Origin of the sequence: Streptomyces sp. NPDC059037 (genome assembly GCF_042740015.1) — a bacterium.
Taxonomy (GTDB): Bacteria; Actinomycetota; Actinomycetes; order Streptomycetales; family Streptomycetaceae; genus Streptomyces.
Window position 1 is genome coordinate 20,503 of the sequence record NZ_JBHYIG010000013.1, and the last position, 26,768, is coordinate 47,270.

Consider the following 26,768-nt stretch of genomic DNA (forward strand, 5'->3'; position numbering starts at 1 on the left):
GCGCTACTTCGTCAGGGCGTCGGTGAGGGCGTCGATGTACGCGCCCATCGACTCGGGTCCGCCGAACATCCAGATGCCGTCGGGCAGTTGGTGGACGTCGCCGGCCTTCACGAACGGCAGGGACTTCCAGACGGCGTTCTTGGGGAGGTCCTTGGCGAACGGGTCGCGGTCGCCGCTGCTCTCGCCCCCGATGTAGGCGAAATGGACGTCCTTGCCGAGGCCGGTGAGTCCTTCGACGTCGGTGGTGGCGAGCCCGTAGTCCTTGTCGCCCTTGACCTTCCAGGCGTTCTTCAGGCCGAGCCGCTTGTTGACGTCGCCGATGAGGGAGCCGTCGGTGTAGGGGCGGATCGAGACCTGGTTGGAGGCGACGTAGCCGTCGGCGAAGGCGATCTCCGTCCCGGCGAGGCCGGCCTTGTCGAGCTTCTTCTTGCCGGCGGCGATCTCCGCCTCGAACTGCTTGGTGAGGGTGGCCGCCTGCTTCTCCTTGCCCGTCGCCTCGGCGATGAGGTCGAGGTTCTCCGTCATCTGCCCGATCGGGTCGGACGCGTCGGCGGGGCGCACCGTGAGGACGGTGCCGACCTTCTTCAGCTGCTTCACGGCGGAGGCAGGCAGGTCGGTCGTGGCGAGGATGAGGTCCGGCTTGAGCGAGGCGATCGTGTCCATGCTCGGCTCGCCACGGGTGCCGATGTCCCTGGGGGTGTTCTTGAGCGGGACGACGGTGTCCCACGTCTTGTAGCCCTTGACGTCGGAGACGCCGACGGGGTCGACGCCGAGGGAGACGAGGCTCTCGACGACGTTCCACTCGGTGCCCACGACCTTCTTCGCGGGGCCGTCGAGGGTCACCTTCGCGCCGGTCGCGTCGGTGAGCGTGATCTGGTCGGAGGCATTGTCCGAGCCGTCGGAAGCGGGCTCGGTCGTTCCGCAGGCGGCCAGCGAGAGGGCGGCGGCGGTGACGACGGCCGCGGTGCTGAAGAGGCGTCTCATGAGGTGGTGCGGAGCCTTTCGGTGCGCGTGTGGTGGCGGCCGATGGCGCGGGTGCGCAGGCGGCCGGTCAGCGGGTCGGTGTCGACATCGATGCGGATGCCGTACGTGTCGGTGAGGCGTTCCGGCGTCAGTACGTCCTCGGGGGCGCCGTCGGCGATGATCCGCCCCGAGTGCAGCAGGGCGATCCGGTCGGCGACGGCCGCCGCCTGGTCGAGGTCGTGCAGGACGACACCGACGGCGATCGCGTGGTCGTCCGCCAAGTCACGGATGAGATCGAGGAGTTCGACCTGGTACCGCAGGTCGAGATAGGTCGTGGGCTCGTCCAGGAGGAGTACGCCGGTCTCCTGGGCGAGGCAGCTCGCGAGCCAGACGCGCTGGAGCTGCCCTCCGGAGAGCTGGTCGGCGCCGCGCCCCGCGAGGTCCTCGACGCCCGTCATGCGCAGCGCCCGGTCCACCGCGGCGGGCCCTTCGGGATCGGCCCGGCCCCACCGGCCGCGGTAGGGATACCGCCCGAACTCGACGACGTCCCGCACGGTCAGCCCGCTGGGCGTGGGCCGCGCCTGGGTCAGCAGCGCGACGTGCCGCGCGAACTGCCGGGAGGTGAGGGCGAGCCCGTCGGTGCCGCCGTCGAACGTCAGCGTGCCGGTCCGGGCGCTCTGCAGCCGGGCCAAGGCGCGCAGCAGCGTCGACTTGCCGCTGCCGTTGGGCCCCGCGAGCGCGGTCACTTCACCGGGCCTGAGGGAGACGGCGGCATCGTGCACGACGTCCACGCCGTCGTACGCCACGGTCACATCTTCGGCGGCCAGTTCATGCCCACGGGAACGTGCGGAACCGACTCCTTGCTCACCAGCTTTCACGGGTGGAAGGTTAGCCTAACCTAAGTGGCTTGAATGCCATGGGTTCAGAACCCGGTTCTGGGGACCGACGCGCCGGCCGGCCCCCAGGAGGCGGGGTTCAGCGGCAGAGGGCCGTGTCCACGACGTGCTCCGCGTGGCGCATCGTCGCCTTGTCGCGCGGCTGGACGGTCACCGCGACGTTGGCGGCGCGGCCGTCGCCGGTGGCGCCGCCCCGGGTCTCGTAGCCCGTGGTGCTGCCGCCGTGGCCCCAGTAGACGCCGCCGCACGACAGGGGCTTGCTCACCAGGCCAAGGCCGTAGCGGGCTCCCGGGCCGAAGTACTCGGCGGGGACGGTGGTGCGCATCTCGGCGAGCTGGGCCGCCGGGAGGAGGCGGCCTGCCAGGAGCGCGGAGAGGAACTTGTTGAGGTCGGAGTTGGTGGAGACCATCTGGCCCGCGGCCCAGCCCCAGGAGGGGTCGAATTCCGTGACGTCGAGCGGGGCGCCCGTCGCGTCCCGGTCGTAGCCCTTGGGGTGGGGTTCCCGGATGGTCGCGTCACCGGGGGCGGGGAAGTAGGTGTGGCGCAGCCCGATGCGTTTGATGACGCGGCGGTCGATCTCCTGGGCGACGGAGTGGCCGGTGACCTTCTCGACGATCAGGCCGGCCAGCACGTAATTCGTGTTGCTGTACGCCCATTTCTTCCCGGGAGGGAAGTCCGCCTTGTGCTGGAGGGCGAGGTCGAGGAGCTCGTGGGGCGCGTAGTACCGGGGTTCGTCGGCGAGGTACTTGACGTAGTTCGGAAGTCCGCTGGTGTGCTGCAGGAGCTGACGGACGGTGATGCGACGTCCGTCGATCCCCTCCCCGCGGACGAGGCCGGGCAGATGGGTGTCGACCCGGTCGTCGAGGCCGATCTTCCCTTCACCGACCAGTTGCAGCACGACCACCGCGGTGAACGTCTTGGTGTTGCTGCCGATCCGCACCTGTCCGTCCCTGGGCACCTTCGCGCCGGTGGCCAGGTCGCCGACCCCCGCGGTGTACGTACGGGCGTGGCCGTTGCGGTCCGTGACGCTCGCCAGCGCGGCCGGTACGCCGTCGGAGCCGACCAGCGCGTCCAGACCCTGCCGTACCTCGTCCGGCCTCGCGGCAGCGGACGCCGTCGGCGACGCGAGGACACCCGCCGCCAAGGCGCCGAAGGCCACCGCGGCCGCGGCCCGCACGCCTCTGCGCCGGCCACCGCGCTGCCGGTCGGAAGGCCCCTCGGAAGGCCGCTCGGAAGGTCCAAACCTCTGCCATGTCTGCTCACGCACGGGCCAACTCCTACGGAATCGTCGGGACATCAGCGGCATATGCCGGGACCCAGCATTTCCGGCGAAGGACGCCCGGGACGATCCTGCTGGCCGCCCGGTCCGGCTGGGGATAACCCCCCATTGCCGACCTGCGAAGACGGTGAGGACTGGCGGGCGCGGCGAGCGGAGGGATGATGGAGTGGAACCCGGCCCTTGAGGGAGGCAGAGCACGAGGTGGACGAAGAGATCCTGCCCTTCGCTCCGGTGCACCCCGGGCTGCCGTTCGCCGATGGGGCCGCCGGGGCGCTGCTCGACGCAAAGGGCCGGATCATCGGGTGGACGCCGACGGCGGAGGAACTGTTCTCCCTGCCCGCCGCAAGGGTCTTGGGGCGGCGCCTCCGTGAGCTGCTCAAGGATCCCGGCGCCGGGCCCGGACCACCGTCCGAGCTGCGGTCGGGAGCTTGGTCCGGCGAGGCCGTGGTGCGTACCGGCGAAGGCGGGGAGCTGAAGGTCGAGTTCCAGGTCCTGCCGCTCAGCGACGCCGGCCCGAGCACCGGGGCGCCCACGGCGCAGCCGGCCCGGTACTTCGTGCTTGCCGCCCCCGCGAGGACCGCGGACCGGTGGCGGCAGGACCGGGCGTTCACCAGGGAACTGTTCCTGCAGGACCGGCTTGGCCTGGCCGTCTTCGACGAGGAACTGCGGCTGGTCAGGACGAACACCCATCTGCTCCCGTACACGGGTCTCCCGCAGGACCTGCGAGGGCATCGCCTTGGGGACTTCCTGCAGGCCAAGGACGCCGCGGCCGTCGAGCAGCGTTTGCGGGAGGTACTGCGCACGGGCCTGCCGCTCGTCCGGGTGGAGGAGACCGTCAGGACCGTCGAGGACCCCGGGCGCGGCGCGGTGATGGCCATCTCGGCGTTCCGGCTGCAGGCTCCCGACGGGCAGGTGTTCGGCGTGACCGCGCTGTTCACGGACGTCACCGAAGTGCGCCGCGCGGGCGAGCGCCTGGCCGTGCTGCAGCGTGCGACCGCGGCGGTCGGCACCTCGCTGTCGGTGGCAGGCACCGCCGAGGACCTGGCCGCCGCACTGGTGCCCGCGCTGGCCGACTTCGCCGTGGTGGAGATCGCGGAGGCCGTGTTCACCGGGGAGGAGCCGGCCCCCGCCCCCGACGGCAGCATGCCCCTGCGCCGGACCGCCGTGGCCGGGCGGACATCGGCGGAGGCTCCCCTCGACAGCGTCGTCCTGGCCAGGCCCGACGATCCGGCGAAGCCCGCCGATCCGCTCACCTCGATGACCGTCCCATTGAGCGCTCGGGGCAGCGTGCTCGGACGCGTGGCCGTCCACCGCGAGGCAGGCGAAACTCCGTACGAGGAAGCCGACTTGGACCTGCTGCGGGAGATCGCCGGACATGCCGCACTGGCCCTGGACAACGCCCGCCGCTACACCCGCGAACACCGCGCGTCCGTGGGCCTGCAACGCAGCCTGCTGCCGCCCTCACAGGCCGAGACCGTCGCCGTCACCACCGCGGGTGTGTATCTGCCGGCGGACACGGGCACCGGTGTCGGCGGCGACTGGTTCGACGTGATCCCCCTGTCGTCCGCCCGTGTCGCCCTGGTCGCGGGCGACGTCGTCGGCCACGGCCTCGCGGCCACGGCCACGATGGGACGACTGCACACCGCGGTCCGTACCCTCGCCGACCTCGATCTCGAACCGGACGAACTCCTTGAGCACCTCGACGACCTGGTCTCCCAGCTCCGCGTGGAGACCGACGAACCCGAGCAGTCCGATGACGCGGCGGAACGCACCCGCCCCCGGCCCGACCCGATCGGCGCCACCTGCCTGTACGCCGTCTACGACCCGGTGTCCCGGCGGTGCAGCGTGGCCTCCGCCGGGCACCCACCGCCCGCCGTTGCCGCGCAGGACGGGACCGTCACCTTCGTCCCCGTGAACCCCGGGCCGCCCCTGGGCGTCAGCGGCCTGCCCTTCGAAGTGGCCGAGGTCGACGTGGAGCCGGAGAGCATCATCGCCCTCTACACCGACGGCCTGATCGAGAGCCGGGAGCGCGACCTCGACGAAGGCATGGCCGAGCTGACCCGCCGTCTTTCACGGCCCGGCGTCTTCGACACCCCGCTGCGGGAACTCGGCCTGGACATCGTCTCCGCGCGCCCCTCGCACCATCTGACCGACGACATCACCCTGCTGCTCGCGCGCACCCACGTGCTGCCGCCCGAGGACCAGGTGGTCTGGCCGGTGGCCGCCGACCCGGCCGCCGTCGCCGACGTACGCGAGGCCACCGCCCGGCAACTGGACGTCTGGGGCCTGACGGACCTCGCCTTCACCACCGAACTGGTGCTGAGCGAGCTGGTCACCAACGCCATCACCTACGCCGGCGGCCCGGTCGAGGTGCGCCTCATCCGTGCGGGCCGCCTGATCTGCGAGGTCTCCGACCCGAGCGCCACCCAGCCGCGCATGCGCCGCGCCCTGCTGACCGACGAGGGCGGCCGGGGCCTGTACCTGGTCGCCCAGCTCACCACGCGGTGGGGCTGCCGCTACACCCGGCAGGGCAAGACGATCTGGGCCGAGCAGGAGATCCCCGACGGCGACGGCTTCTCCCGCTGATCCCTCAGTGGCCTTCCGCGGAGTCGCGGCGCCGCAGGAGCTGAGCGGTGACGAAGGCGGTGACCGAGGCGGTGACGATCAGCGGCATCTGGTTGTACGCGTCGCCGCCGATCAGCAGAACCGCGAGGACGGCGCTGGTGAGCGGCAGTCCGGTGATGCTCGCTGCCGCGGCCGCGAGACCGAGGGCCAGGCCCGGTGTCGTACCGAGTCCGGGGAGCCCGGAGCAGGCGATGCCGATCGCGGCGCCGATGAGCGCGGCGGGGAAGATGGGGCCGCCGCGCATGCTGCCCAGGCTGATGCCCCAGGCCAGTGCCTTGCACACGATGAGGGTGAGCAGTGCCGCCACCGACCAGTCGTGCGGCTCGGCGGCCAGCCGGCCGAGGGTTGCCTGCCCCGACAGGGCGGCTTCCTCCGGCGAGCGGTCGGTCAGCAGGGCGTACGCGCTCAGGCAGCAGCCGACGGCCAGCGCGCACAGGACCGTGCGGCGGGCGGTGTGTGTCGACGTCCATGCCGCTGTGCGGTGGCCGAGGCCGCGGGCGACGGTGAGCACGGCGGCGATCAGGACGGCGGCGGGGACGCCCCACAGGAAGTCGCCCACGTCCGGGTTGACGTTCGGCGGCAGATGGGGGAGCCGCAGGCCGCCGATCGAAAGGCCGGTCCAGTTGCCGAACCCGGTGAAGACGAGCGCGCCCGTCGCGCTGGCGAGCAGGCAGGGCAGCAGCAGGACGACCAGCTGGGTGCTGCCGAGCCCGGCGGCCTCGACGACCATCACGGAGGCCACCACCGGACCGCCGAGGATCGTCGAGATCGCCGCGGTGGAGCCGGTGGTGGCGAGTACGGCCGTGGCCCTGGGGTCGGGTGCCTGCTTGAGGGTGCGTACGGCCAGGAGCGCCAGCGCACTGCCGACCGCCATGAGCGGCGCCTCGGGGCCGAGCACGACGCCCAGCGGGAGGGTCGCGAGCGCGGCAAGGGCGACGCCCGGCAGTTCGGCGGGCCCGATGGGCGCACCGCCCCCGAGGCCGTGCACCGGCAGATGGCCACCCCCTCCCGGCATCCGGGTCACGACCGGCGCGAGGATCAGCCCGGCGAGCAGCAGCGCGGGCAGCGGCCACCACCAGGGGGCGCGGTCGTATCCGAGGGCCTCGGGCAGCGCCTCCCACACGCCGTGCTGCAACTCGTGCTGGAGGCTCACGAAGAAGAAGCAGGCCAGCGCGATCGGCACCCCGAGCAGCACACAGAGCAGCAGCAGGCGCCGATAGCCGCGGCTGAGCAGCGTGGCGCGCAAGGTGTCGGCGGGCTGCTCGGGCTCGGCGGCCGCGGGGGTGCTCGTCCGGCCGACGGCGTCACCCATGCAAGGCCCCCTGGACTTCGCCGTACGGCGGTTGGCAGCAGATGGGCCTCAGTAAAGAATGAGAGCGCGACCCGCGCATCTCGGGAAGCTCCTCAGTGCGCCGCCCCCGGCCAGCCGTCGCCGCACGGCCCGCCGCCCACCGCCGCGGCCACGGAGACGTCGGTCCCGTCCGGTGCCACCAACGGCAGGTACCACTGGGCGATCTCCACCGACGTCTGCGGTACGTAGTGGAAGATCAGCGACATGCGGAAGCGGTCCTCCGTGGTGTTGGGCAGCGAGCCGTGCACCAAGCTGCCGTGGAAGAACAGCACATCGCCGGCGCGCATCACCGTCTGCACGGTCGTCAGGCCTGCCGGGGGACGCACCAGACCGGTCGTGAACGACTCCTGGTCGTCGGCCGTCTCGGGGCACACCACCTCCATGGTGTGCGAGCCGGGGACCACGGACAGCGCGCCGTTGGCCGCGTCGCAGTCGTCGATCGCGATCCAGGCGGCGATGCACGTCTCCGGATGGGCGCGGAGGAAGTAGTTGTCCTGGTGCAGCGCCTGGCCGCGTGCGGAGGGCGGCTTGAAGTAGAACATCGACTGCGCGCCGAAGGCCGGGCCGACGAGTTCGGTGACGATGTCCAGGAGGCGGGGGTCGGTCATCAGCCGGCGGGCGATCGACCCGACTTCCAGGTCCGGGTGCCGGTGCGGCTGCATGAAGCGCGGGAAGCGGGCCAGGACGTCGCCATCGGCGATGCCGTCCCGCGCGCCCAGGCGGTGCCGGTCCCGTACGACCTGATCCATGAACGCCGAGCGGATCGTCTCGGCCTCGCCGGAGCCGAGCAGGCCGTCGACCTGGACCATGCCGTCGGCGGCGTACCGCTCGGCCCGTTGCGACGCCGGTGCTGTATCGAGTGTCATGTTCTCCATCGTGTGCACCGGCCCCGTGGCCGGGAATCGGACTTCGAGGACTTCACATGGAAGATGCTGCCGCGGGGGGTGACGCCAGGACGCGTCCGGGTGGCGCGCGGACGCGTCCGCAGGTCGTCGCCACGTCCGAGAACCGGGTCGTCGCGGGCCGGCTCGCGGCAGGACGCGACTACCGGACCGTGCGGCACGCCGGTACGGACGACTGGCTGCTGCTGTTCACCTGCCGGGGGCGTGGCCGGATCAGGAACGAGGGAGCGGCCGACGTACCCGCCGACGGCAGGTCCTTCGTCGCGATCGCGCCCCGCACGCCCCACGATTACGGCACCGATCCCGAGGCGGGGGACTGGCTCCTGCTCTGGGCCCATGTCCAGCCGCAGCCCGAGTGGCTCGCCCTGCTCGACTGGCCGCGGGCCGCGCCCGGCGTGGGACGCGTGCTGCTGCCCGACCCGCTCGCCGACCGCGTGGCCGCCGCGCTGACCCGAGCCGTGTCCCTGAGCAACAGCGCGCTGGCGAACTCCGCGCTCTTCGGCGTCAACGCGGTGGAGGAGGCGTTGTTGTGGTGCGACACGCAGAATCCCCGAGGCGAGCGGATGGACCCACGCCTGCTGGCCGTCCTTGAGCACCTGAGCACCTGCCTGGCCGCCCCGCACACCGTCCGGTCCCTGGCGCGCGTCGCCGGCCTTTCGGAGTCCCGCCTCTCGCGGCTGTTCACCGCCCAGTTCGGGACGAGTGTCATGGCGCACGTCGAAGAGCGCCGCATGGACGTGGCGTGCCGCCTGCTGCGCCTCTCGTGCCTGCCGGTGCGCGATGTCGCCCGGCAGGTCGGGTACAACGACCCGCTCTACTTCTCCACGCGGTTCCGGCGTGCCCTGGGGTGCTCGCCGTCGGCGTACCGCGATGCCGTCTGAACCCTCGGCGTTGCGTCTGCAGGCCGGCCTCACGCCGGAAATTCGGGTGCCCCCGCGATCCGGGCGCGCTACCGTCGGCCCCATGAACGTCACCGGCCCAAGCACCACCGCGACCGCGCGAGCGACCAGCTCGCCGGTTGCCGCCGTCTGACGTACCTCCCCCTCTCCACCGGCGACCGGAAAACGGTCCGCCGGTGCTTCTGTGGCCCTCCCGCCCGTGCCGTTCCGCGGAGCGTCCTCCGGTGCCTGCCCGCTGCGCACGCGAAGGAGCCACCCCATGAACACCGAACAGATCGTCCGTACGTTCGTCGAGTACTTCGAGGACCGCGGTCACCGCCGGATCACCGGCTCGACGCTGCTGCCACCGACCGGTGACCCGGTCCTGTTCACCACCTCGGGCATGCATCCCCTCACCCCGTACCTGGAAGGGCGCCCGCATCCGCTGGGCAGGCGGCTGGTCAATGTGCAGCGCTGTCTGCGCACCACGGACTTGGATGAGGTCGGCGACTCCACCCATCTGACGGTCTTCGAGATGCTCGGCAGCTGGTCGCTTGGTGACTACGAGGGCCCCATGAGCCTCGACTGGGGCCATGGGCTGCTCACCGAGGGCTTCGGCATCGATCCCGGTCTGCTGTACGCCACGGTCTTCGGCGGCGACGGCCAAATTGGCCTGGACACCGCCTCCTTGGAGCTGTGGCAGGAGCGCGGGGTGCCGGTGGAGCTCACCGTCGAGGACAACTGGTGGTCCAACGGGCCGACCGGCCCGTGCGGCCCCGACTCGGAGATCTTCATCTGGACCGGCGCCACCCCGCCCGAGTCGACGCCGACGGGCGACGACCGCTGGGTGGAACTGTGGAACCACGTGATGATGCGTCATCGCCGGCTCGTCGACGGTTCGCTCGTGCCGCTCCCGCAGCGCAACATCGACACCGGGCTCGGCCTGGAACGTCTCGCCTCCCTGCTCCAGGGCCGGACGTCGGTGTTCGAGTGCGACCTCTTCGACCCCTGGCGTCGCCTCGTGCCGGCCCTGTGGCGACTGGACGAACCGTCGCTGCGGCTGGTCTGCGACCACCTGCGCTCGGCCATCGTGGTGATCGGCGACGGGGTGCGCCCGGCCAACACCGGCCGCGGCTATGTGCTGCGCCGGCTGGTACGCCGCGTACTCACCGTGCTGTGGCGGGACGACCCCTCGCGCGGCCTCGGGGACCTGCCGGACGAACTCGTCCTGCACACCCTCGACCACTTCCGCCAGGAGGTGGACACGGACGAGGTGCGCCGGGTGCTGCTCGGGGAGGAGCGCCGCTTCAGGCAGCTCCTGGAGCGCGGCCGGCAGGTGCTGGCCCGGCCCCGGTTCCGCGGCCCGCTGGACGAGGAGGACCTCCACTACCTTCACGACACCCACGGACTGCCGCGCGACCTCGTCCTGAGCCTGCGCCCGGAGTGATCCGGGGGGCATCCGGAGGGAGCGTACTGGGGCTGTCCCCAGGGGAGTTCGGCCCGGTGGCCCGATGGTCCGGTGCGGCGCGCGTTCCTAGCGTAGTGATCGATTTCTTCGGCCGATCCAGCCGAGCCGATCGGTCCAGTCGATCCAAGGAGCACGATGCGCGCCGCCTCAGCAGTCACCGCAGGCCTGGCCCTGGCCGGATTACTCGCCGGCGGAGTAGCCGCCGCGACCCTCCCTGATTCTGCCGAAAAGACCCGCCAGAAGCTCAGTTGGGGCCGCTGCTCGGCCGACCAGAAGGCGCTGAACGAGGCGGGCGCGCGGTGCGCGAAGGTGACCGTCCCGCTCGACTACGCCGACCCCGGCGGTCGTACGATCCAGATCGCCGTCTCCCGCATCAAGGCGAAGTCGCCGGGCGAGCGGCGCGGCATCCTGCTCTCGAACCCCGGCGGCCCCGGCGGGACGGGCCTGGCCAACACCCTCGCCCTGCGCCCCGCGCTGAAGGACGTGGCGGACCGCTACGACCTGATCGGCTTCGACCCGCGCTTCCTCGGCGAGAGCACCCCCGTCACCTGCGGCAAAACCCCGCGTCCGACGCCGCCCCCGGAATCGACCGGCCCCCGCAAGGACTTCGAGGCAGCGGTGCGTTCCGCGCGTGACACCGCACGCCGCTGCCAAGAGCACGGCGACAACGCCCGGTTGCTGCCCCATGCATCGACCCGCAACGTCGCCCGCGACATGGACGCGATCCGCGCGGCACTGGGCGAGCGCACGCTCTCGTACTACGGCATCTCGTACGGCGCCGACCTGGGCGCCGTCTACACCCAGCTCTTCCCGCGCCGGGCCGACCGTTTCGTCCTGGACTCCTCGACGGATCCGGCGGCCACGCAGTACGAGCTGTTCCAGCGGTCGGGCGCGCCCGCGGAGGCGGCCTTGGACGGGCAGGCGGGTCAGGTCGGGTCGGACGTACGGAAGTTGCTCGACCGGGCCGAGCGCCGTCCCATCGCGGTCGACGGCCAACGGCTCAACGCTCCGTTGCTGCGCATCCTGTTCAAGCAGCTCGTCCAGCACGAGGAGAACGACCCCCAACTGGCCAGTGTCGTCGGTGACTTGAAGAAGGCCGCCGCGGGCGAGCTCGACAAGCCGGGGCCCGCGCTCGCCGCGCTCCTGGAGCTCCTCGCCTCGCCCGATCTCGAGAGCAGCATGGTCGGCGGCGCGATCTTCATGTGCGGCGACGGGGGCTGGCCCGCGGGCGGCTGGCCGAAGAACCCGGAGACGTACTGGAAGAACATGCAGCGCAGCCGCGCCACGGAGCCGGTCTTCGGTCCGTACGTCAACGGAATGATCGCCCCGTGTGCGTTCTGGGGAGCCGAGCCGCGCGAACCCGGCACAGAGATCGGCAACGCCGTGCCCGTTCTGATGCTCCAGGCCCGCTACGACAACAACGTTCCGTACGACGGCGCCCTCGCCCTGCACCGCAAGCTCACCGGCTCGCGGCTGCTGACGGCCGACATCCGTTCGCACGGCGTCTACGGGCGCGGCAACGACGGTCTCACGCCCGTCGCGTGCGCCGACCGGACCGTCAACGCCTATCTGCGGGACGGAAAGCTGCCCGCCGCCGACTTCACCTGCCCCCGCCCGACGGACGAGGCAGCGAAGAACGAGGGGGAGCGATGAAGGCGAACACCCCGATGGCCCCGATGGCCCCGATGATCAGCAGGCGCACCGGCCTGACGGCCACCGCGGCCGCCCTGCTCACGGGAGTGGCCGGCGCCCCCACGGCCACGGCGTCGCGGCGCACGCCCCAGGCGGCCTCTTCGCTCCAGAAGAACGTCGACGCGATCCTGGCCACCGGGGTGTCCGGCATCCTCGCCGAGGTGCAGGGCGCGCACGGCCGGACGACCGCCCGTGCGGGCGTCGCCGATCTCGCGGCGAAGGGGCCCGTGCCCTGGGACGCGTACTACCGCATCGGCAGCGACACCAAGACCTTCACCGCCACCGTCGTACTCCAACTCGTCGGCGAGGGACGGCTGAAGCTCACCGACACCGTCGACCGATGGCTGCCCGGAGCGGTCCGTGGCCACGGCAACGACGGCCGCCGCATCACCGTCACCAACCTGCTGCGGCAGACCAGCGGCCTGAACGACTACTTCGCCGCGGACGCCGGTGACCTCACCCCGGAGAGCTACCGCCGCCACCGCTTCCGCCCGCAGACGCCTGCGGAGCAGCTGGCGGCGGCGCTGAGCGAGCCGCCGCAGTGGCTGCCCGACGCGAACGACCCGGCGCAGGAACGGCGTTGGGGGTACTCCAACACCAACTACGTCGTCGCCGGAATGCTCATCGAGCAGGTCACCGGACACCCCTGGGCGCAGGAGGTCCACGACCGGATCATCGAACCCCTCGGCCTGCGCCACACGCTCACTCCGGGCACCTCCTCGTATGTGCCGGGGCCGACGGCCACCGCGTACACGCACTTCCCCGGCGACCCGCGGCCGACCGACACGACCCTCAACTTCGGCGGGGGAGCGGACGGCGGAATCATCGCGACGGCACACGACCACGGTGTCTTCCTGCGCGCCCTGATGAGCGGCCGGCTGCTGCGTCCCGCCCAGCTGGCGGCGATGAAACAGACCGTGCCGGCCGCCGATCTGATCCCCGTGCCCGGTGTCCGCTACGGCCTGGGCATCGCCTGGAGGCCGGTGGCGGGGCGTGGCGACGGCATCTGGTTCCACGGCGGGACGAGTCTCGGCTGTGTCTCCGAGTGCGGTGTGACGCCGGACGGCAACAGGGCTGTGACCAGCGCGGCCTTCACCCTCAGGCTCGGCGGGCCGCAGGCCGATGCGCAGGCCGCGCGGACCCTAGGGATGGTCGATGCGGCGCTGCGTGCCGACTCCGGGGGAGGGCGGTGATCACGGGCGTCCTGACCGGCCTCATCACCGGGTGAAGCGGCGGCTATCTTGCTCGGGCAAGGACCGAGCCCGGCAGGGCGGCGTCGCAAGGAGTTGAAACACGTGGACGCACCGGACGCACCGGACGCACCAGACGCACCAGACGCACCGGACGCGCAGGACACGGCCAAGAGGCTGCGGACGGTCTGCGACGAGCTGTCGGACCGTTTCTACGAACGGGCCGACGTGGTGCGGACCTTGGTGGTGACACTTCTTGCCGGGCAGCACTCGTTGCTGCTCGGCCCTCCCGGGACGGCGAAGTCCGAGCTGGCCCGGGAGCTCACGGGCCGGGTCGACGGCGCGTCCTACTGGGAGATCCTCCTGTCGAGGTTCACCGCGCCGACGAGGATGTTCGGTCCCGTCGACGTCGCCGCGCTGGCCAGGGGCGAGTACCGCCAGGTCTACGACGGCCGTGCCACGACCGCGCACGTCGCGTTCATCGACGAGATATTCAAGTGCTCCACGGCGGCGCTGAACGAGACGCTGGGCTATCTCAACGAGCGGATCTACCACCCCGAGAGCGGCGGCGAGCCGATCCGCTGCCCCCTGATCGGCGCCATCACGGCGAGCAACGAACTGCCTGCCGGGGAGGATACGGCCGCGATCTACGACCGGCTCCTCGTCCGGATCGAGGTCGGATACCTGGCCGACCCGTCCAGCTTCGCCGCACTGGTCCGCTCCGCCGTCGGCCGCCCGGCGGCACCGCATCGCACCACCGTCGAGCTGGCCGCGCTGCGGCACGCCGTGACCGAGGCCGTCCCTTCCGTGGACGTCCCCGACGGGATCGTGGACGCGGTGTGTACGCTGCGGGCCGCCCTGCGCCGCAAGGAACTCGTCGCATCGGACCGCCGCTGGCGGCAGGCGGTGGGCCTGCTCCAGGCGTCCGCGTACCTCGACGGCCGCCCGGCGGTCGCCGAGACCGACCTGTCGGTCCTTACGCACGTGCTGTGGGACTCACCGGCCGAGCGCCCGACCGTCGAGCGCGAGGTGCTGCAACTGGTCAACCCCGACGCCAAGGAGGCGCTCGAACTGGCCGACGCCATCGAGGAGTTGGAGGTACAGCTCGACGCCATGGCCGGGCAGTCCCGCGAGGCGCTGAGCGAGTGGGTCATCAAGAAGGCCCACAACAAGCTCGCCATGGCGGGAAAGCGCCTGGAGAAGCTGCGCGAGGAGGCGGTGGGCGCCGGCCGCTCCACCGCCGCCATAGACAGGGTCACCGGCCGCCAGCGCGCCGTCCGCGCCCGCGTCCTCACCGAGGCCCTCGGCATGGACGCGAGCATGGTGCAGGCTCAGCTCTGACCACCGGGGGGATCAAGGCCATGGGCGAAATGCCGGGCAGGCTCGACGAGTTGGCGGGCAGGGCAGGGAAGTGGCTGGGCCTGTCCGCCGCCGCTCCCGATCGGCACACCGCGGCCGTGGTCGCGGACCGGTTCGAGCAGATCGCCTGGCGCGACACCTACGCGCAGTCGGCCGGACTGCGCGACCTCGCCGAGGAGCTGAACGAGCGTCACCCCTACGCCACCGACCTCCTCAGCGACGCGTTCCTGGCCGCGTACAAGGTCGGCCCGCGGCTGCGCGAGCGCGCGGAGATGGACCCGTCCCGGCTGGTCAACCACCAGGTCATCGCCGCACTGGTGGAGTCGATGGAGTTCGCCGAGCTGCGCCGGGAGACGGCCGGTGACCCCTACGCCGCCGCCATGGCCGTGCTCGCCCAGGCCGCCGCGCTGCGCCGGATGCTTGACAGCTCCCGGGATGCCCAGGACCGGGCCGAGCGGGCGAAGAAGGCACAGGAGGACGCCGAAGGCGCGGCCACCGCCGTGGCCGATGCGCTCCGGCGTTTCGCCGACCAGGACGGCACCGTGCCGGCTCCGTCCGCCGACGCCGTCCACCAGGCGATCGCCGCAGCCGAGGCCGCAGAAGCCGCTGCTCAGCGGGCCGCCCGGGACGCCGGGCAGGTCCTCGCGGTGGCCGCTCCCGGCATCGGCGCCGCCGCGCGGAACTCGGCGGCGAAGGCGGCCAGGGCCGCGCGTGAGGAGGCCGCCCTGATGCGGGCGTGGGGCGTCGGTCCCGGCGATCTCGAGCGGCTGGCGTTCGACCGGCGCGCCCGGCTCGCCGAGCGGCTGCGCACCGGCCGGCTCGCACAGTGGGCCGAACTGATCGGCCGCTTCCGGCAGATGGCCGGAGCCGAGCGCGCCCGCAAGGTGGAGAACACCGCCGGGGAACTGGTCGGCGTGACGCTCGGCAATGACCTCTCCCGCGTCATCCCCTCCGAACTCGCCAACCTGGGCCTGCCCGAGCTGCGTGCGGTGTTCGCCGCGCGTTACGCCGCCGGGGAGCTGATGCTCTACGACAGCCAGGGAGAGCAGACCACCGGCAAGGGCGCCGTCATCGCCTGCGTGGACACCTCGCACTCCATGTACGTGGAAGGGCCCGGCGGAGTCACCCGGGAGGCGTGGGCCAAGGCGTGCGCCCTGGCGCTCCTCGACCAGGCCCGCGACGCCGGGCGTGACTTCGTCGGCATCCTGTTCTCCGCCGCCGACAAGATCCAGGTCTTCCGCTTCCCGGCCGACCGTCCCGCAGGCATCGACCGGACCCTCGACTTCGCGGAGACCTTCCTCGGCGGCGGCACCAGCTACCAGACGCCCCTGACGGCGGCCGCCGAGCTGCTGGGGGAGGAGTTCAACGACGCCGCCCGCGAGCGCGGCGACATCGTGCTGCTCACCGACGACGAATGCGGCGTCACCGAGGAGTGGATGCGCGGCTGGAACGAAGCCAAGCACCTTCTGGGCTTCCGCGTCTTCGGCGTGGCCATCGGCGCCCCGCCCGCCGCCGAAGCAGGCTCGGTCCTTGACGCCCTGTGCGACAACCTCCGCTCCATCGAGGACCTCACCGACGTCCACGCCGCCGCCGACCTCTTCCGCGTGATCTGACCCGGCCTTCGCGACGCCGGCAGGTCAGCCGATCCCGTACGTCCTGGCGAGTACGTCGACCGTGTCGGCCATGGCCCGGCGCAGTTCCGCGGGTGCGACGACCTCGACGTCGACACCGAGCCGCAGCAGCTCGCCGCACGCGTGCTCGGTGCTCTCGGTCGGGATGACCGCCTCGACCCATCCGTCGTCGCCGACGGCGGTCGCGGTGGATTCGACCGCCCGCACCACCTCCGGGGGAAGGTTGTCCGGCAGGCGTCGGCGTCCCCGCGCGGAGAGACGAATGGTGGCCGTGCCGGTGAAGCGGCGCCGCTGGAAGTCGTCCAGGTACGAGGTCCAGTACACACCCAGGTCGAAGTCCGGCGGCCGGTCGAACCGTTCGTCGCTCGGCACCGCGTCCAGGACCTGGGTGACCCGGTAGGTCGCGACCCGGCTCTCCGTGGCGGCCACGAGGTACCAGACACCGGACTTGAGGACCAGGCCGTAGGGGCGGAGGCGACGCCGCACTTCTTGCGGTGCGCGCCAGCGGCGGTAACGCACGTCCACCACACGCCGGTTGAGCACCGCGTCGACGAACACAACGAGATACGGCGTCTGTTCGGGCTCCCGGTACCAGGCCGGAGCGTCCAGGTGGAACACCGCCGCGGTCCGCGCCGCCTCCTCGCGCAGCCCCGTCGGCAACGCGGCAAGCAGCTTCAGGCGCGCCGCGGTCACCTCCGCCGCCAGCCCCAAGTCGGCCGCGGGGCCCGGCAGTCCGGCGAGCAACAGCGCCCGCGCCTCGCCCTGGCTCATCCCGGTCAGCCGGGTGCGATAGCCGTCGAGCAGCCGGTAGCCGCCCCCGCGGCCCGGCTCCGCGTACACCGGGACTCCGGCGGCCTGCAGCCGCACCACGTCACGGTAGGCGGTGCGCACGGACACGCCCAGCTCGTCCGCGATGCCTCGCGCGGACACGCGGCCGCGGGACTGCAGCAACAGCAGCACCGACAGCAATCGACCAGCAGACATGGGCGCATTCTCCCCGGAAACCCTGACAGCCTCTGACACACGGCCGTCGTAGCGTCAGCCGCGAGCACCGAAGCACCGAAGCACCGAAGACCCTTACGAAGAGAACTGAACAGGAGCCTGCCGCGTGGCCAGCACTGAGACTTCCGGTCGTCCCGCCGTGATCGAGCTTCGCCAGTACACGCTGCGGCCCGGCCGGCGCGACGAACTCATCGAGCTGTTCGACCGGGAGTTCATCGAACCCCAGGAAGAGGCCGGGATGCGAGTGTTCGGCCAGTTCCGCGACCTCGACGACCCGGACCGCTTCGTCTGGCTGCGCGGATTCCGGGACATGACGACGCGCCGGCGCGCGCTGACGTCCTTCTACGACGGCCCCGTCTGGGCCAAGCACGGCCCCCAGGCCAACGCCACCATGCTCGACTCCGACGACGTACTCCTCCTGCGTCCCCTGTCGGAAGAGAGCGGCTTCGCCGTCTCCCCGTCCCGGCGGCCCCAGGTCGGCGCTCCGGCGCCGGAGCGTTTCGTGGCCGCCACGGTGTGGTCCTTCCCTCCCGGCCACCAGGACGGCATCGCGCTGATCCGGGACGAACTCCTCCCCGTGCTGCACAGGACGGGCCCCGCGCCCCTGGCCGCCCTCAGCACCGAGGCGGCGCCCAACACGTTCCCCCGACTGCCCGTCCGCACCGGGGAGAACGTCGCCGTGGTCGTCACGGCCTACCCCGACGAGAGCACGTACCGAGCGCACCTGGCCGCTGTGCAGGCGGACCCTCTCGCACGGGACGAGATCTTGCCGAGCATCGAGCGGGAACAGACGGCGGCGGCAAGGACCCTGCGGCTGGCGCCGACGGGCCGATCGGGCAGCTGATCGGGCGGCCATGTCACATTTGGCGGAGCTGTTCCGTCGGAAGGGTGTAGGCACCCGCAACGACACTGGAGCGCATCATGGAAGCCCGCCTGAACTTCTTCACCAGCCCGGTCGCAGCCAAGTTCGGCAAGCACCTGGTCGCCGCCGGCAAGGTGCTCGCGGAGTCCACGCTGCCCGCCGAGACGCAGGAGCTGGTGAAGCTCCGCGCCAGCCAGATCAACGGCTGCGGATTCTGCACCGACATGCACACCAAGGACGCTGCCGCCGCCGGTGAGACGTCGGTGCGCCTCAACCTGGTCGCGGCCTGGCGCGAGGCCAAGGTCTTCACCGACGCCGAGCGGGCAGCCCTGGAGCTGGCAGAGCAGGGCACACGTATCGCGGACGCGGCCGGTGGCGTCACCGACGAGGCCTGGGCGAACGCCGCCAAGCACTACGACGAGGAGCAGTTGGCCGCCCTGGTGTCGACCATCGCGCTGATCAACGCCTTCAACCGGGGAAACGTCATCGTCCAGCAGCCCGCAGGCGACTACCAGCCCGGCCAGTTCGCATAGCCAGGGCTGTGGGCAAACGGAAGTCGTCAGTCATGGAAGGCCGTGGTTGACCCGAGCGCGGCCCGCTCGGTGGTGATCCGGTTCACCGGGGCGGCCTCGTCTGCATAGCCGAACGAGATGCCCAGGAGCAGCTTTCCTTCGGTCACGCCGAGTTCGGCGCGGACGGTGTCGGCGTAGAAGCTGAGCAGCCCCTGCGGGCAACTGTCCACGCCGTACGCGGTCATCGCCAGGAGCAGCGTCTGCATGTAGGCGCCGACATCCGCGGCAAGGCGGGCCCCGCCGTCTCCGGTGACGAACAGGAACGCGGCGTGCGGCGCGCCGTAGAAGCGCAGGCTCTGCGCGTCGTAGGCCGCGCGTGCCGCGTGGTCGTCGGGACCGATGCCCAGCGCTCCGTACAGCTCGCCGCCGAACGCCGCCCGGCGCGCCTGGTGAGTCGGCGAGTACATCCCTTCGGAATACGGGAAGTCCACCGAGACGCGCTGCTCGGCATGGGCCGCCCGCAAGGCGTCCGCAAGGCGCTCACGCGCCGCGCCGCTCACCACTTCCACCTGCCACGGCTGTGCGTTGGAATGGGACGGCGCGGCGCCGGCCAGCGAGAAGATCGCACGCATCGTGTCCTCGGGCACGGCTCCCGGACGGAACGCCCGGGTCGCGTGACGGCCACGGATCAGCTTCTCCGCGCAGCCACTCAGCTCTGTGGGGACCGACTTGCTCATAGGGCTCCTCAACGCCGTTCAATATCGCCGTTCAATGATGTAAACGGGTGCGTTTACTTGGGTGGGTCGACCGTAACAGCACGCACCTTGGTAAGTAAACGCGTACGTATACTTGCCTCATGAGTGCGACGGCTACGACATCTCAACGGCGGGGGCGCGGAGGGCGGGAGCGGATTCTGGCTGCCGCCGCGCAGCTGTTCGCGGTCCAGGGGATCAACGCGACCGGCATGGAGCAGGTCGCGGAGGAAGCCCCGGTGTCCAAGCGGACGCTCTACGCGCACTTCCGGACCAAGAACGACCTGGTCATCGCCCACCTGCAGGACCTCGCGTCGTCGGGCGCCACGCTGGAAAGCGTGCTGACCCGCGAGGACATCCCCCCGCGGGAACGGATCCTCAAGCTGTTCGAGCAGCCCGCGGGGGGCGCGAATCCCGTGCGGGGGTGTCCGTTCATCGACGCCGCCGCGGAGTTCCCCGACCCGGAGAGCGCGGCCCACTCCTACGCCCGCGAACAGAAACTGCGGATGGCGCAGCTGATCGCCGCGCTGGTGACGGAGCTGGGCTGCCGCGAACCGATCGCCCTCGCCGAACAACTGGCCACCCTCGCGGACGGGGCGGCCAGCCGCGCCATGGTGCTGGGTGACGCGGACTACGGCCGACACGCACGGGCGGCAGCAGAGGTTCTCCTCGAGCGCGCGGAGCGAGTGGACTCGCCGGGCTGAGCGGCGGTGCGGCGGCTACCGTCATGACGCCGTGAGCCACGCCCCGGCCACACTGCGTCCGGCGCCGGCGCTCGACGAGGCAGTGGTGACGCTCAGCCCGGATAAGAGCGGCCGAGCAGCCCTTCAATTCTCGTTCCCGCCTGCATTTCTCTCCGCTTGCAGAGCAGTGGACATCGCGTTTCAGTTGTACAGATCTCCCCTCGGTACCAGGAGCTGCGATGTCGATGTCCTTCGGTTCAGGGTTCGGTTCCTCTGACCCCTTCAGCGAGATGTTGAATCGGTTTTTCGGAATGTCCCCGGCATCGTCGCCACCGGCCGTTCAGCGCGTTCCCATCGGACGGCTCCTGACCGATTCCTCGCAGGAACTCCTGAATCTGGCCGCGCAGCGAGCCGTCAAGGACGGAACCCCCGACCTCGACACGGAGCACCTGCTCTGGGCATCCGCACAGGTCGACCCCGCGCGCAAATTGCTCTCCCAGGTCGGCGTGAATCCCGACAAGCTCGCCTCGGAACTCGACGCGGTCCTTCCACGGGAGTCCGGTGAGCCGTCCGCGGAACCAGGACTGACACCGGCGGCCAAGCGCACCCTGGCAACCGCCTACGCCCACTCGCAGGCCGCCGGGGTTTCGTACATCGGGCCCGAGCACATTCTCAGCGCGCTCCTCGACGGCGCCGACTCGGGCGCCAACCGGCTGCTGCGCGCGGAGGGCCTGGACCCGGAGCGGCTTTCGGGCCTCGCGGACCAGGCGGCCCGCTCGGACGGATTCCCGGCCGACGCGAAGAAGGAGAAGCCGGCCACGACCCTGGACGAGTTCGGGCGGGACCTGACGGAGGAAGCGAAGGCCGGAAAGCTCGACCCGGTGGTCGGGCGGTCCGACGAGATCGAGCAGACCGTCGAGATCCTCTCGCGGCGATCCAAGAACAACCCTGTGCTCATCGGCGAGCCCGGCGTCGGCAAGACCGCCATCGTCGAAGGCCTGGCGCAGCGGATCGTGGCCGGCGAAGTCCCGGCGACCCTGAAGGACAAGAGGGTCGTCTCGCTCGACCTCTCCGGCATGGTGGCCGGCGCACAGTACCGAGGCCAGTTCGAGGAGCGTCTGAAGAAGGTCATCGAGGACGTCCAGGAAGCCAGCGGCGACATCATCCTGTTCATCGACGAACTCCATACGGTCGTGGGCGCGGGCGCCACCGGCGAGGGGTCGATGGACGCGGGCAACATGCTCAAGCCCGCGCTGGCACGCGGAGAGCTCCATGTCGTCGGCGCGACGACCATCGACGAGTACCGCAAGCACATCGAGAAGGACGCAGCCCTGGAGCGCCGCTTCCAGCCCGTACTGATCCCGGAGCCGACCGTCGAGCAGACGGTGCAGATCCTGGAAGGGCTGCGGGACGCCTACGAAGCCCACCACCAGGTCCGCTTCGCCGACGGCGCCCTGGCGGCCGCGGCCGAGCTGTCCGACCGGTACATCAGCGACCGGTTCCTGCCGGACAAGGCCATCGACCTGATGGACCAGGCGGGCGCCCGTGTCCGCCTGCGCAGTGCGGGCCGCTCCACCGAGGTCGTCAGCCGCGAGGACCGTATCGCCAGACTCCGCCGCGAGCAGGCCCATGCGGTGGCCGGTGAGGACTTCGAGAAGGCCTCCGACCTCAAGCGGCAGATCGCCGAGGCGGAAGGCGAACTCGCGGGCATCGAGGAGCGCCGCGAGGGCGTCGTCTCCGTCACCGCCGACGACATCGCCGATGTCGTGTCCCGCCGCACCGGGATCCCGGTCTCCCAGCTCACCGCGAGCGAGAAGGAGAAGCTCCTCAAACTCGAAGAGGAGATGCACGCCAGGATCGTCGGCCAGGACGAGGCGGTCACCGCCGTCTCGGAGGCCGTACGCCGCAACCGTGCGGGCATGGGCGACCCCAACCGCCCCGTCGGCTCGTTCCTCTTCCTCGGCCCCACCGGCGTCGGCAAGACCGAACTCGCCAAGACGCTGGCCGAGTTGCTGTTCGGCGACGAGGATCACATGATCCGCTTCGACATGAGCGAGTTCCAGGAGAAGCACACCGTCGCCCGGCTCGTCGGTGCCCCGCCCGGATACGTCGGTTACGAAGAGGCCGGCCAGCTCACGGAGAAGGTCCGCCGGCAGCCCTACAGCGTGGTGCTGTTCGACGAGGTGGAAAAGGCCCACCCGGACGTCTTCAACACACTGCTGCAGATCCTCGACGACGGACGGCTGACCGACGCCCAGGGACGCACCGTCGACTTCCGCCACTGCGTCATCATCATGACGTCCAACATCGGCGCCCACCGCATTCTCGCGCACGAGGGCGATGTGTCCGAGATCAAGGACGAGTTGATGGAGGAACTGCGGACGCGGTTCCTGCCCGAATTCCTCAACCGCATCGACGACATCATCATCTTCCACAGCCTCACCGAGGACGACCTGTCGCAGATCGTGGATCACCTCCTCGACCAGAGCAAGCACCGGGTGCACGCCCAGGGCATCAATCTGGAAGTCACCGACGCGGCCAAGAAGTTGCTCGTCGCCCATGGCCACCAGCCGGAATTCGGCGCCCGTCCGCTGCGCCGCACGATTCAGGCCGAGCTCGACAACCGCATCGCCTCGTTCCTGCTCGGCGGCGATGCGGACCCGGGCGACACCATCGTCGCCGACGTGGAGAACGACACGCTCCACTGCACCGTACGCAAGGGAGCCGCTGCGGAACCTACGGAATCCGCCGACGGCGATCAGTAAGAAAGCTGACAGTTCACGGGAGCAGTGATGAACGGAGATCCCCAGCCGATCGGCGCCAGCGCACGTCGCGCGCTCGAGAAGGAGCTCGCAGACCTGCGCGCCGAACGGAACGCGGATGCCGCGACGCTGCAGAACACCGACGAAGCGGGCGACCGCGCCGACCAGGCCGACGAGTTGCGGCGGCTGGCCGTCATCGGACGCCTCGACGACCGCATCACCGAGATCACCTTGCGGCTCCGCCAGGCGGACGACGCGGGTCCGCCGTCGACCGACGAGGTCGGGATGGGCAGCACGGTCACCGTGCGGTTCTCGGACGGCACGGTGGGAACCGTCGAGATCGGCGAGGTCGGGGAGCCGCTGGACCCGACGATGGTCACGTACGACAGTCCCATGGGCCACGCGCTGCTCGGCCACCGCGCGGGCGACAGCGTCAGCTACAAGACGCCCGGCGGAGAGCCGGCCGTGACGATCGTGTCGCTGGGCGAGACGGGCGTCTCGGGGGAGGGCTGACGCAGCCACGGCGAGCCGCCGCTCACGACGAGGACCGTCACCCCGGCTGCGGCACCATCCGGTGCAGGCCCTTGCGGTCGTAATAGCGGGTCATGGCGAAGCCGAACACGAGCGCGGCGACGAAACCGACCGCGATCATGATCCAGCCCCGGGTGAGTCCGGCGTCGGCGCGGGCGTCGAAGTAGACGATCGCCCGGACGCCGGAGACGAGTTGGCGCATGGGTTCGAACGTGGCGAGGAAGCGGTAGAAGCCCGGCGTGGCTTCCAGCGGGACCGTGGCGCCGGACGACGGGAGCGCGAGCGCGATGAAGACGAACATGGCCACCAGCTGGCCGATGCTGCCGAAGGCGGCGTTGATCGCCTGAACGCCGAGGCCGACGGAGAGACTCGCGCAGCAGGAGAACACCCAAAGGAGCGCCGGGTGCGGCGCGTCCATGCCCAGGATCGAGACCGTCGCGACCATGAGAAGCGTGGTCGTCAGGAGCGAGAGACCCGCGGTCATGACCATTTTCAGGAGCAACATCTGGGTGCGGCTGATGGGAACGGTGGGGTGCCGGGAGTGCCAGGGGCCGATCTCGCTGTCCGCGTAGCCGAGTGAGCTGTCGACGGTGTTGTGGATGAGGTTGGCGGCGAGGAACCCGGTCAGGACCAGCAGCAGGGTGTAGTAGAAGGCGCTCAAACCCAGACCGGTGTGCGTACCGATCGGGTGGCCGACCTTGGTGTTCACCGCGACCGGGTCGGCGAGCAGCACCCGCGTGGTGGAACTCGCCTTGGCGACTTCCGGTGCCGACACCAGCTGCTTGCCGATGCCCGCGGAAGCCTCGTGCGCCGCCCGTTGGGTGATCTGCCCGGCCAAGGACGAGCCGAGGCTGCCCATCCCGGGATTGGTGAGCGTCGTGAGGGTCGGCTGGGCGGTGGCTTTCCCGGAGGCCAGCGATCCCACGGCGGACGTGAAGCCGGAGGGGATCTCCAGCGCTCCGTAGACCTTGCCGGAGGCCAGCTCGTCCTGAGCCTCTGCGCGGCTGATCCTGCGCCAGTCCACCTCCCCGCGCGGAGTGGAGGAGACGATGCCGGCACTCACCTGGGAGCCGAGATTCTCCTGCTGACCCGGCAGCGGCTTGTCCGTGTCCGCATTCACCAGGGCGATGGGCAGCCGGTCCAGATGGTCGGCGGGCGTGAGGATGCCGCCCATGTACAGCAGGGAAAGGGCGAGTGCGACAAAGCCACTGAGCACACTCGGGACGATCCACAATTTCCAACGACGCAGCAGCAGCCCCGCCTTCACATCCTGGGCGGAAGCGTCGCGCGGCGGAATCCCGGTGGCCATAAAACTCCCCTTTGACTCCCGAATGACCATAGGGCGCGGATGAGGAAGGGAGGCGCCACGACACCTGGTTCCGGCATACCTTCGCGTTCGTCCCCACCTCATTCGTACGAGACAAAACCTCATTCATCCGAGACACAGAGGCTGACCCCATGGGCTTCATCAAACCCCGGCTGGTGCCCGTCGACGCCGGCGACTTCCGCTCCCTGCCGCGCCGTGAGCGCCTGGAGATCCTGACTCGGCACTGGGTCGAGCACGGCTTCGGCAGCCCCTACGGCGTGTTCCTGTTCTATGTGGTCAAGTGCGCGCTCTACGTCGGCGGCGCGGCCCTCGTGATCTCGCTGACGCCCGGCCTGGGCGCCGTCGGCGACGTGGGCTCCTGGTGGTCCGAGCCGATCGTCTACCAGAAGCTGATCGTCTTCACGATCCTGTGGGAGATCGTCGGGCTCGGCTGCGGATCCGGCCCGCTCTCCTCCCGCTTCAACCCGCCGATCGGCTCCATCCTCTACTGGCTGCGGCCCGGTACCATCCGGCTGCCCCCGTGGCCGGACAAGGTGCCGCTGACCCGCGGCGACCGGCGCACCGCCGTCGACGTCCTGCTGTACGCTGCCGTACTCGCCTCCGGCGGCTGGCTGTTGAGCCGCCCCGGCGACGGCACCGGCATCGCGGACTTCGGTCACGTCGGCCTCGTCGAACCCCTTGCCGCCTTACCGCTCATCGCGGGCCTGGCGGTGCTCGGCCTGCGCGACAAGACCGTGTTCCTCGCGGCGCGCGCGGAACAGTACGGTCTTTCGCTGCTGCTCTTCTTCTTCCCGTACAACGACCAGTTCATCGGCTTCGAGCTCGTCATGCTGGCGCTCTGGTGGGGCGCCGCGACCTCCAAGCTCAACCACCACTTCCCGTTCGTGGTGGCGACGATGATGAGCAACGCGCCCCTGATCCCCTCGGGCCGCATCAAGCGGATCTTCTACCGCGACCATCCGGACGACCTGCGCCCCTCACGCCTGTCGTTCCTGCTCGCCCATGTCGGCACCGCCACCGAGTACGCCGTCCCGCTCCACCTGGTCTTCTTCGGCGACGGCGGCTGGTGGACGTGGGCGGCGCTGCTCTACATGGCCGTCTTCCACCTCCACATCCTCTCGACCATCCCGATGGGGGTGCCGCTGGAGTGGAACATCTTCTTCATCTTCTCGCTGTTCTACCTGTTCGGCGCCCACAGCGACCTCACCGTCCGGGACCTGGACTCGCCCTGGCTGCTCGCCGTGATCCTGCCGAGCCTGCTGTTGCTGCCCGCCCTCGGCAACATACGGCCCGACCTCGTCTCCTTCCTGCCCGCGATGCGCTATTACGCGGGCAACTGGGCCACCAGCGTCTGGGTGTTCACCGGTGACGCGGCGCAGCGCCTGGAAGCGGGTCTGACCACCGCGACCCGGCTCGCCTCGAACCAGCTGGCGCAGCTCTACGACGCCGACACCGCCCTGCTCATGGCCGCCAAGGTGGAGGGCTGGCGGGCCATGCACTCCCACGGGCGCGCCCACAACGGACTCATCGCCCGCCTCACCGACGGCCAGGACGACGTCATGGTGGTCGACGGAGAGATGGTCGCCGGTTTCGCGATCGGCTGGAACTTCGGCGAGGGCCACCTCCACGACGACCAGCTGCTGCGTGCCGTCCAGGCCCGCTGTGGCTTCGCCCCCGGCGAGGTCCGGGTGATCTGCCTGGAAGCCCAGCCCATTCACCGGCAGACTCAGGACTATGAGATCCACGACGCGGCGCTTGGCCTGCTCGAGCGGGGCCACGTCAAGGTGCGGGACATGCTGATCCGCCAGCCCTGGCCGACCGACGGGCCGGACTACCCCGTCCACGACGTGGAGTCGCTGCATCCGTTGCGGCCCGTGGCCGCGGACACCGAGTCATGACGTCCGCGGTCGTCGTGGGCGGCGGGCCCAACGGGCTCGCCGCCGCGGCACTCCTCGCCAAGGCGGGGCTCGACGTCACCCTCCTGGAAGCCGCCCACCAGCGGGCCGGCCGCACCCCCACCCCAGAGGCCCACGTGCCCGGACTGCTGCACGACCACAGCACGGCCCTCCACCCCCACGCCCAGTCTCGTATACACATCTCACG

At 70.8% G+C, this 26,768-nt stretch carries 22 protein-coding genes; 14 read left to right on the plus strand and 8 right to left on the minus strand.

The window, feature by feature from the left end:
• Window positions 1–3: 3 nt before the first annotated feature.
• The 3 genes from ACFWY6_RS04970 to ACFWY6_RS04980 all read right to left on the minus strand — a co-directional run bounded on the left by ACFWY6_RS04970 (window position 4) and on the right by ACFWY6_RS04980 (window position 3,036).
• Window positions 4–984, minus strand: coding sequence for an ABC transporter substrate-binding protein (locus ACFWY6_RS04970; RefSeq protein ID WP_384686457.1), 981 nt, complete (start codon window positions 982–984; stop codon window positions 4–6).
• On the minus strand, window positions 981–1,841 hold the full coding sequence (locus ACFWY6_RS04975) for an ABC transporter ATP-binding protein (RefSeq protein WP_384686459.1): 861 nt from the start codon (window positions 1,839–1,841) through the stop codon (window positions 981–983). Before ACFWY6_RS04975 ends, ACFWY6_RS04970 begins: the two co-directional genes overlap by 4 nt.
• A gap of 97 nt (window positions 1,842–1,938) precedes the next feature.
• On the minus strand, window positions 1,939–3,036 hold the full coding sequence (locus ACFWY6_RS04980; protein WP_384686527.1) for a serine hydrolase domain-containing protein: 1,098 nt from the start codon (window positions 3,034–3,036) through the stop codon (window positions 1,939–1,941).
• A 282-nt stretch (window positions 3,037–3,318) separates the two neighbouring features.
• Here ACFWY6_RS04980 and ACFWY6_RS04985 point away from each other — a divergent pair, with 282 nt between their 5' ends.
• Window positions 3,319–5,724 (plus strand): SpoIIE family protein phosphatase, encoded by a 2,406-nt coding sequence (locus tag ACFWY6_RS04985; protein ID WP_384686461.1) that lies wholly within the window; start codon window positions 3,319–3,321, stop codon window positions 5,722–5,724.
• Between the two features lie 4 nt (window positions 5,725–5,728).
• On the opposite strand, the gene ACFWY6_RS04990 is transcribed toward ACFWY6_RS04985, so the two are convergent.
• Window positions 5,729–7,075, minus strand: a complete 1,347-nt coding sequence (locus ACFWY6_RS04990) for a chloride channel protein (RefSeq protein WP_384686463.1) — start codon at window positions 7,073–7,075, stop codon at window positions 5,729–5,731.
• 92 nt (window positions 7,076–7,167) lie between these two features.
• Window positions 7,168–7,980 carry a phytanoyl-CoA dioxygenase family protein gene (locus tag ACFWY6_RS04995; protein WP_384686465.1) on the minus strand — a complete coding sequence of 271 codons (813 nt, stop codon included), beginning with the start codon at window positions 7,978–7,980 and terminating at the stop codon, window positions 7,168–7,170.
• Window positions 7,981–8,036: 56 nt separating this feature from the next.
• On the opposite strand from ACFWY6_RS04995, the gene ACFWY6_RS05000 reads away from it, so the two are divergent.
• The 6 genes from ACFWY6_RS05000 (at window position 8,037) to ACFWY6_RS05025 (ending at window position 16,216) form a co-directional block, all read left to right on the plus strand.
• Complete coding sequence (locus ACFWY6_RS05000; RefSeq protein WP_384686467.1) at window positions 8,037–8,897, plus strand: helix-turn-helix domain-containing protein; 861 nt, start codon at window positions 8,037–8,039, stop codon at window positions 8,895–8,897.
• Window positions 8,898–9,174: 277 nt separating this feature from the next.
• A complete protein-coding gene (locus tag ACFWY6_RS05005; protein ID WP_384686469.1) occupies window positions 9,175–10,341 on the plus strand; it encodes an alanine--tRNA ligase-related protein in 1,167 nt (388 codons plus the stop codon).
• A gap of 156 nt (window positions 10,342–10,497) precedes the next feature.
• Complete coding sequence (locus ACFWY6_RS05010) at window positions 10,498–12,015, plus strand: alpha/beta hydrolase (RefSeq protein ID WP_384686471.1); 1,518 nt, start codon at window positions 10,498–10,500, stop codon at window positions 12,013–12,015.
• Window positions 12,012–13,247 (plus strand): serine hydrolase domain-containing protein, encoded by a 1,236-nt coding sequence (locus tag ACFWY6_RS05015; RefSeq protein WP_384686473.1) that lies wholly within the window; start codon window positions 12,012–12,014, stop codon window positions 13,245–13,247. Before ACFWY6_RS05010 ends, ACFWY6_RS05015 begins: the two co-directional genes overlap by 4 nt.
• 102 nt (window positions 13,248–13,349) lie before the next feature.
• On the plus strand, window positions 13,350–14,585 hold the full coding sequence (locus ACFWY6_RS05020) for an AAA family ATPase (RefSeq protein ID WP_384686475.1): 1,236 nt from the start codon (window positions 13,350–13,352) through the stop codon (window positions 14,583–14,585).
• A gap of 20 nt (window positions 14,586–14,605) precedes the next feature.
• Window positions 14,606–16,216, plus strand: coding sequence for a VWA domain-containing protein (locus ACFWY6_RS05025; RefSeq protein ID WP_384686477.1), 1,611 nt, complete (start codon window positions 14,606–14,608; stop codon window positions 16,214–16,216).
• Window positions 16,217–16,240: 24 nt separating this feature from the next.
• On the opposite strand, the gene ACFWY6_RS05030 is transcribed toward ACFWY6_RS05025, so the two are convergent.
• The gene (locus tag ACFWY6_RS05030; RefSeq protein ID WP_384686479.1) at window positions 16,241–17,218 is read right to left on the minus strand and encodes a helix-turn-helix transcriptional regulator; all 978 of its coding nucleotides are present in this window, start codon (window positions 17,216–17,218) and stop codon (window positions 16,241–16,243) included.
• A 124-nt stretch (window positions 17,219–17,342) separates the two neighbouring features.
• Between ACFWY6_RS05030 and ACFWY6_RS05035 the strand changes: the two genes are divergently transcribed.
• Window positions 17,343–18,080 carry an NIPSNAP family protein gene (locus ACFWY6_RS05035; RefSeq protein ID WP_384686481.1) on the plus strand — a complete coding sequence of 246 codons (738 nt, stop codon included), beginning with the start codon at window positions 17,343–17,345 and terminating at the stop codon, window positions 18,078–18,080.
• A 77-nt stretch (window positions 18,081–18,157) separates the two neighbouring features.
• A complete protein-coding gene (locus ACFWY6_RS05040) occupies window positions 18,158–18,631 on the plus strand; it encodes a carboxymuconolactone decarboxylase family protein (RefSeq protein ID WP_384686483.1) in 474 nt (157 codons plus the stop codon).
• A gap of 26 nt (window positions 18,632–18,657) precedes the next feature.
• On the opposite strand, the gene ACFWY6_RS05045 is transcribed toward ACFWY6_RS05040, so the two are convergent.
• Window positions 18,658–19,347, minus strand: a complete 690-nt coding sequence (locus tag ACFWY6_RS05045; protein WP_384686485.1) for a nitroreductase — start codon at window positions 19,345–19,347, stop codon at window positions 18,658–18,660.
• A gap of 119 nt (window positions 19,348–19,466) precedes the next feature.
• On the opposite strand from ACFWY6_RS05045, the gene ACFWY6_RS05050 reads away from it, so the two are divergent.
• The 3 genes from ACFWY6_RS05050 to ACFWY6_RS05060 all read left to right on the plus strand — a co-directional run bounded on the left by ACFWY6_RS05050 (window position 19,467) and on the right by ACFWY6_RS05060 (window position 23,320).
• Window positions 19,467–20,066, plus strand: coding sequence for a TetR/AcrR family transcriptional regulator (locus ACFWY6_RS05050; RefSeq protein ID WP_384686487.1), 600 nt, complete (start codon window positions 19,467–19,469; stop codon window positions 20,064–20,066).
• Between the two features lie 218 nt (window positions 20,067–20,284).
• Window positions 20,285–22,810, plus strand: coding sequence for an ATP-dependent Clp protease ATP-binding subunit (locus ACFWY6_RS05055; RefSeq protein WP_384686489.1), 2,526 nt, complete (start codon window positions 20,285–20,287; stop codon window positions 22,808–22,810).
• A 27-nt stretch (window positions 22,811–22,837) separates the two neighbouring features.
• Window positions 22,838–23,320, plus strand: coding sequence for a GreA/GreB family elongation factor (locus tag ACFWY6_RS05060; RefSeq protein ID WP_384686491.1), 483 nt, complete (start codon window positions 22,838–22,840; stop codon window positions 23,318–23,320).
• A gap of 37 nt (window positions 23,321–23,357) precedes the next feature.
• Here ACFWY6_RS05060 and ACFWY6_RS05065 read toward each other — a convergent pair whose 3' ends face one another.
• A complete protein-coding gene (locus tag ACFWY6_RS05065) occupies window positions 23,358–24,647 on the minus strand; it encodes a YhgE/Pip domain-containing protein (protein WP_384686493.1) in 1,290 nt (429 codons plus the stop codon).
• 149 nt (window positions 24,648–24,796) lie between these two features.
• Here ACFWY6_RS05065 and ACFWY6_RS05070 point away from each other — a divergent pair, with 149 nt between their 5' ends.
• Both ACFWY6_RS05070 and ACFWY6_RS05075 read left to right on the plus strand, forming a co-directional pair.
• Entirely contained in the window at window positions 24,797–26,563 is a 1,767-nt protein-coding gene (locus ACFWY6_RS05070) for a DUF3556 domain-containing protein (protein WP_384686495.1), read from the plus strand.
• Window positions 26,560–26,768: FAD-dependent oxidoreductase (locus tag ACFWY6_RS05075; protein ID WP_384686497.1), on the plus strand; the 209-nt coding region annotated here is incomplete at its 3' end. The genes ACFWY6_RS05070 and ACFWY6_RS05075, both read left to right, overlap by 4 nt.

Excerpts from the sequence above, each read along its gene's own strand:
- ACFWY6_RS04970 (WP_384686457.1), bottom strand. The coding sequence starts at position 984 with ATGAGACGCCTCTTCAGCACCGCGGCCGTCGTCACCGCCGCCGCCCTC.
- ACFWY6_RS04990 (WP_384686463.1), bottom strand. The coding sequence starts at position 7,075 with ATGGGTGACGCCGTCGGCCGGACGAGCACCCCCGCGGCCGCCGAGCCC.
- ACFWY6_RS04995 (WP_384686465.1), bottom strand. The coding sequence starts at position 7,980 with ATGACACTCGATACAGCACCGGCGTCGCAACGGGCCGAGCGGTACGCC.
- ACFWY6_RS05000 (WP_384686467.1), top strand. The coding sequence starts at position 8,037 with ATGGAAGATGCTGCCGCGGGGGGTGACGCCAGGACGCGTCCGGGTGGC.
- ACFWY6_RS05005 (WP_384686469.1), top strand. The coding sequence starts at position 9,175 with ATGAACACCGAACAGATCGTCCGTACGTTCGTCGAGTACTTCGAGGAC.
- ACFWY6_RS05010 (WP_384686471.1), top strand. The coding sequence starts at position 10,498 with ATGCGCGCCGCCTCAGCAGTCACCGCAGGCCTGGCCCTGGCCGGATTA.
- ACFWY6_RS05015 (WP_384686473.1), top strand. The coding sequence starts at position 12,012 with ATGAAGGCGAACACCCCGATGGCCCCGATGGCCCCGATGATCAGCAGG.
- ACFWY6_RS05025 (WP_384686477.1), top strand. The coding sequence starts at position 14,606 with ATGGGCGAAATGCCGGGCAGGCTCGACGAGTTGGCGGGCAGGGCAGGG.
- ACFWY6_RS05030 (WP_384686479.1), bottom strand. The coding sequence starts at position 17,218 with ATGTCTGCTGGTCGATTGCTGTCGGTGCTGCTGTTGCTGCAGTCCCGC.
- ACFWY6_RS05040 (WP_384686483.1), top strand. The coding sequence starts at position 18,158 with ATGGAAGCCCGCCTGAACTTCTTCACCAGCCCGGTCGCAGCCAAGTTC.
- ACFWY6_RS05045 (WP_384686485.1), bottom strand. The coding sequence starts at position 19,347 with ATGAGCAAGTCGGTCCCCACAGAGCTGAGTGGCTGCGCGGAGAAGCTG.
- ACFWY6_RS05050 (WP_384686487.1), top strand. The coding sequence starts at position 19,467 with ATGAGTGCGACGGCTACGACATCTCAACGGCGGGGGCGCGGAGGGCGG.
- ACFWY6_RS05055 (WP_384686489.1), top strand. The coding sequence starts at position 20,285 with ATGTCGATGTCCTTCGGTTCAGGGTTCGGTTCCTCTGACCCCTTCAGC.
- ACFWY6_RS05060 (WP_384686491.1), top strand. The coding sequence starts at position 22,838 with ATGAACGGAGATCCCCAGCCGATCGGCGCCAGCGCACGTCGCGCGCTC.
- ACFWY6_RS05065 (WP_384686493.1), bottom strand. The coding sequence starts at position 24,647 with ATGGCCACCGGGATTCCGCCGCGCGACGCTTCCGCCCAGGATGTGAAG.
- ACFWY6_RS05070 (WP_384686495.1), top strand. The coding sequence starts at position 24,797 with ATGGGCTTCATCAAACCCCGGCTGGTGCCCGTCGACGCCGGCGACTTC.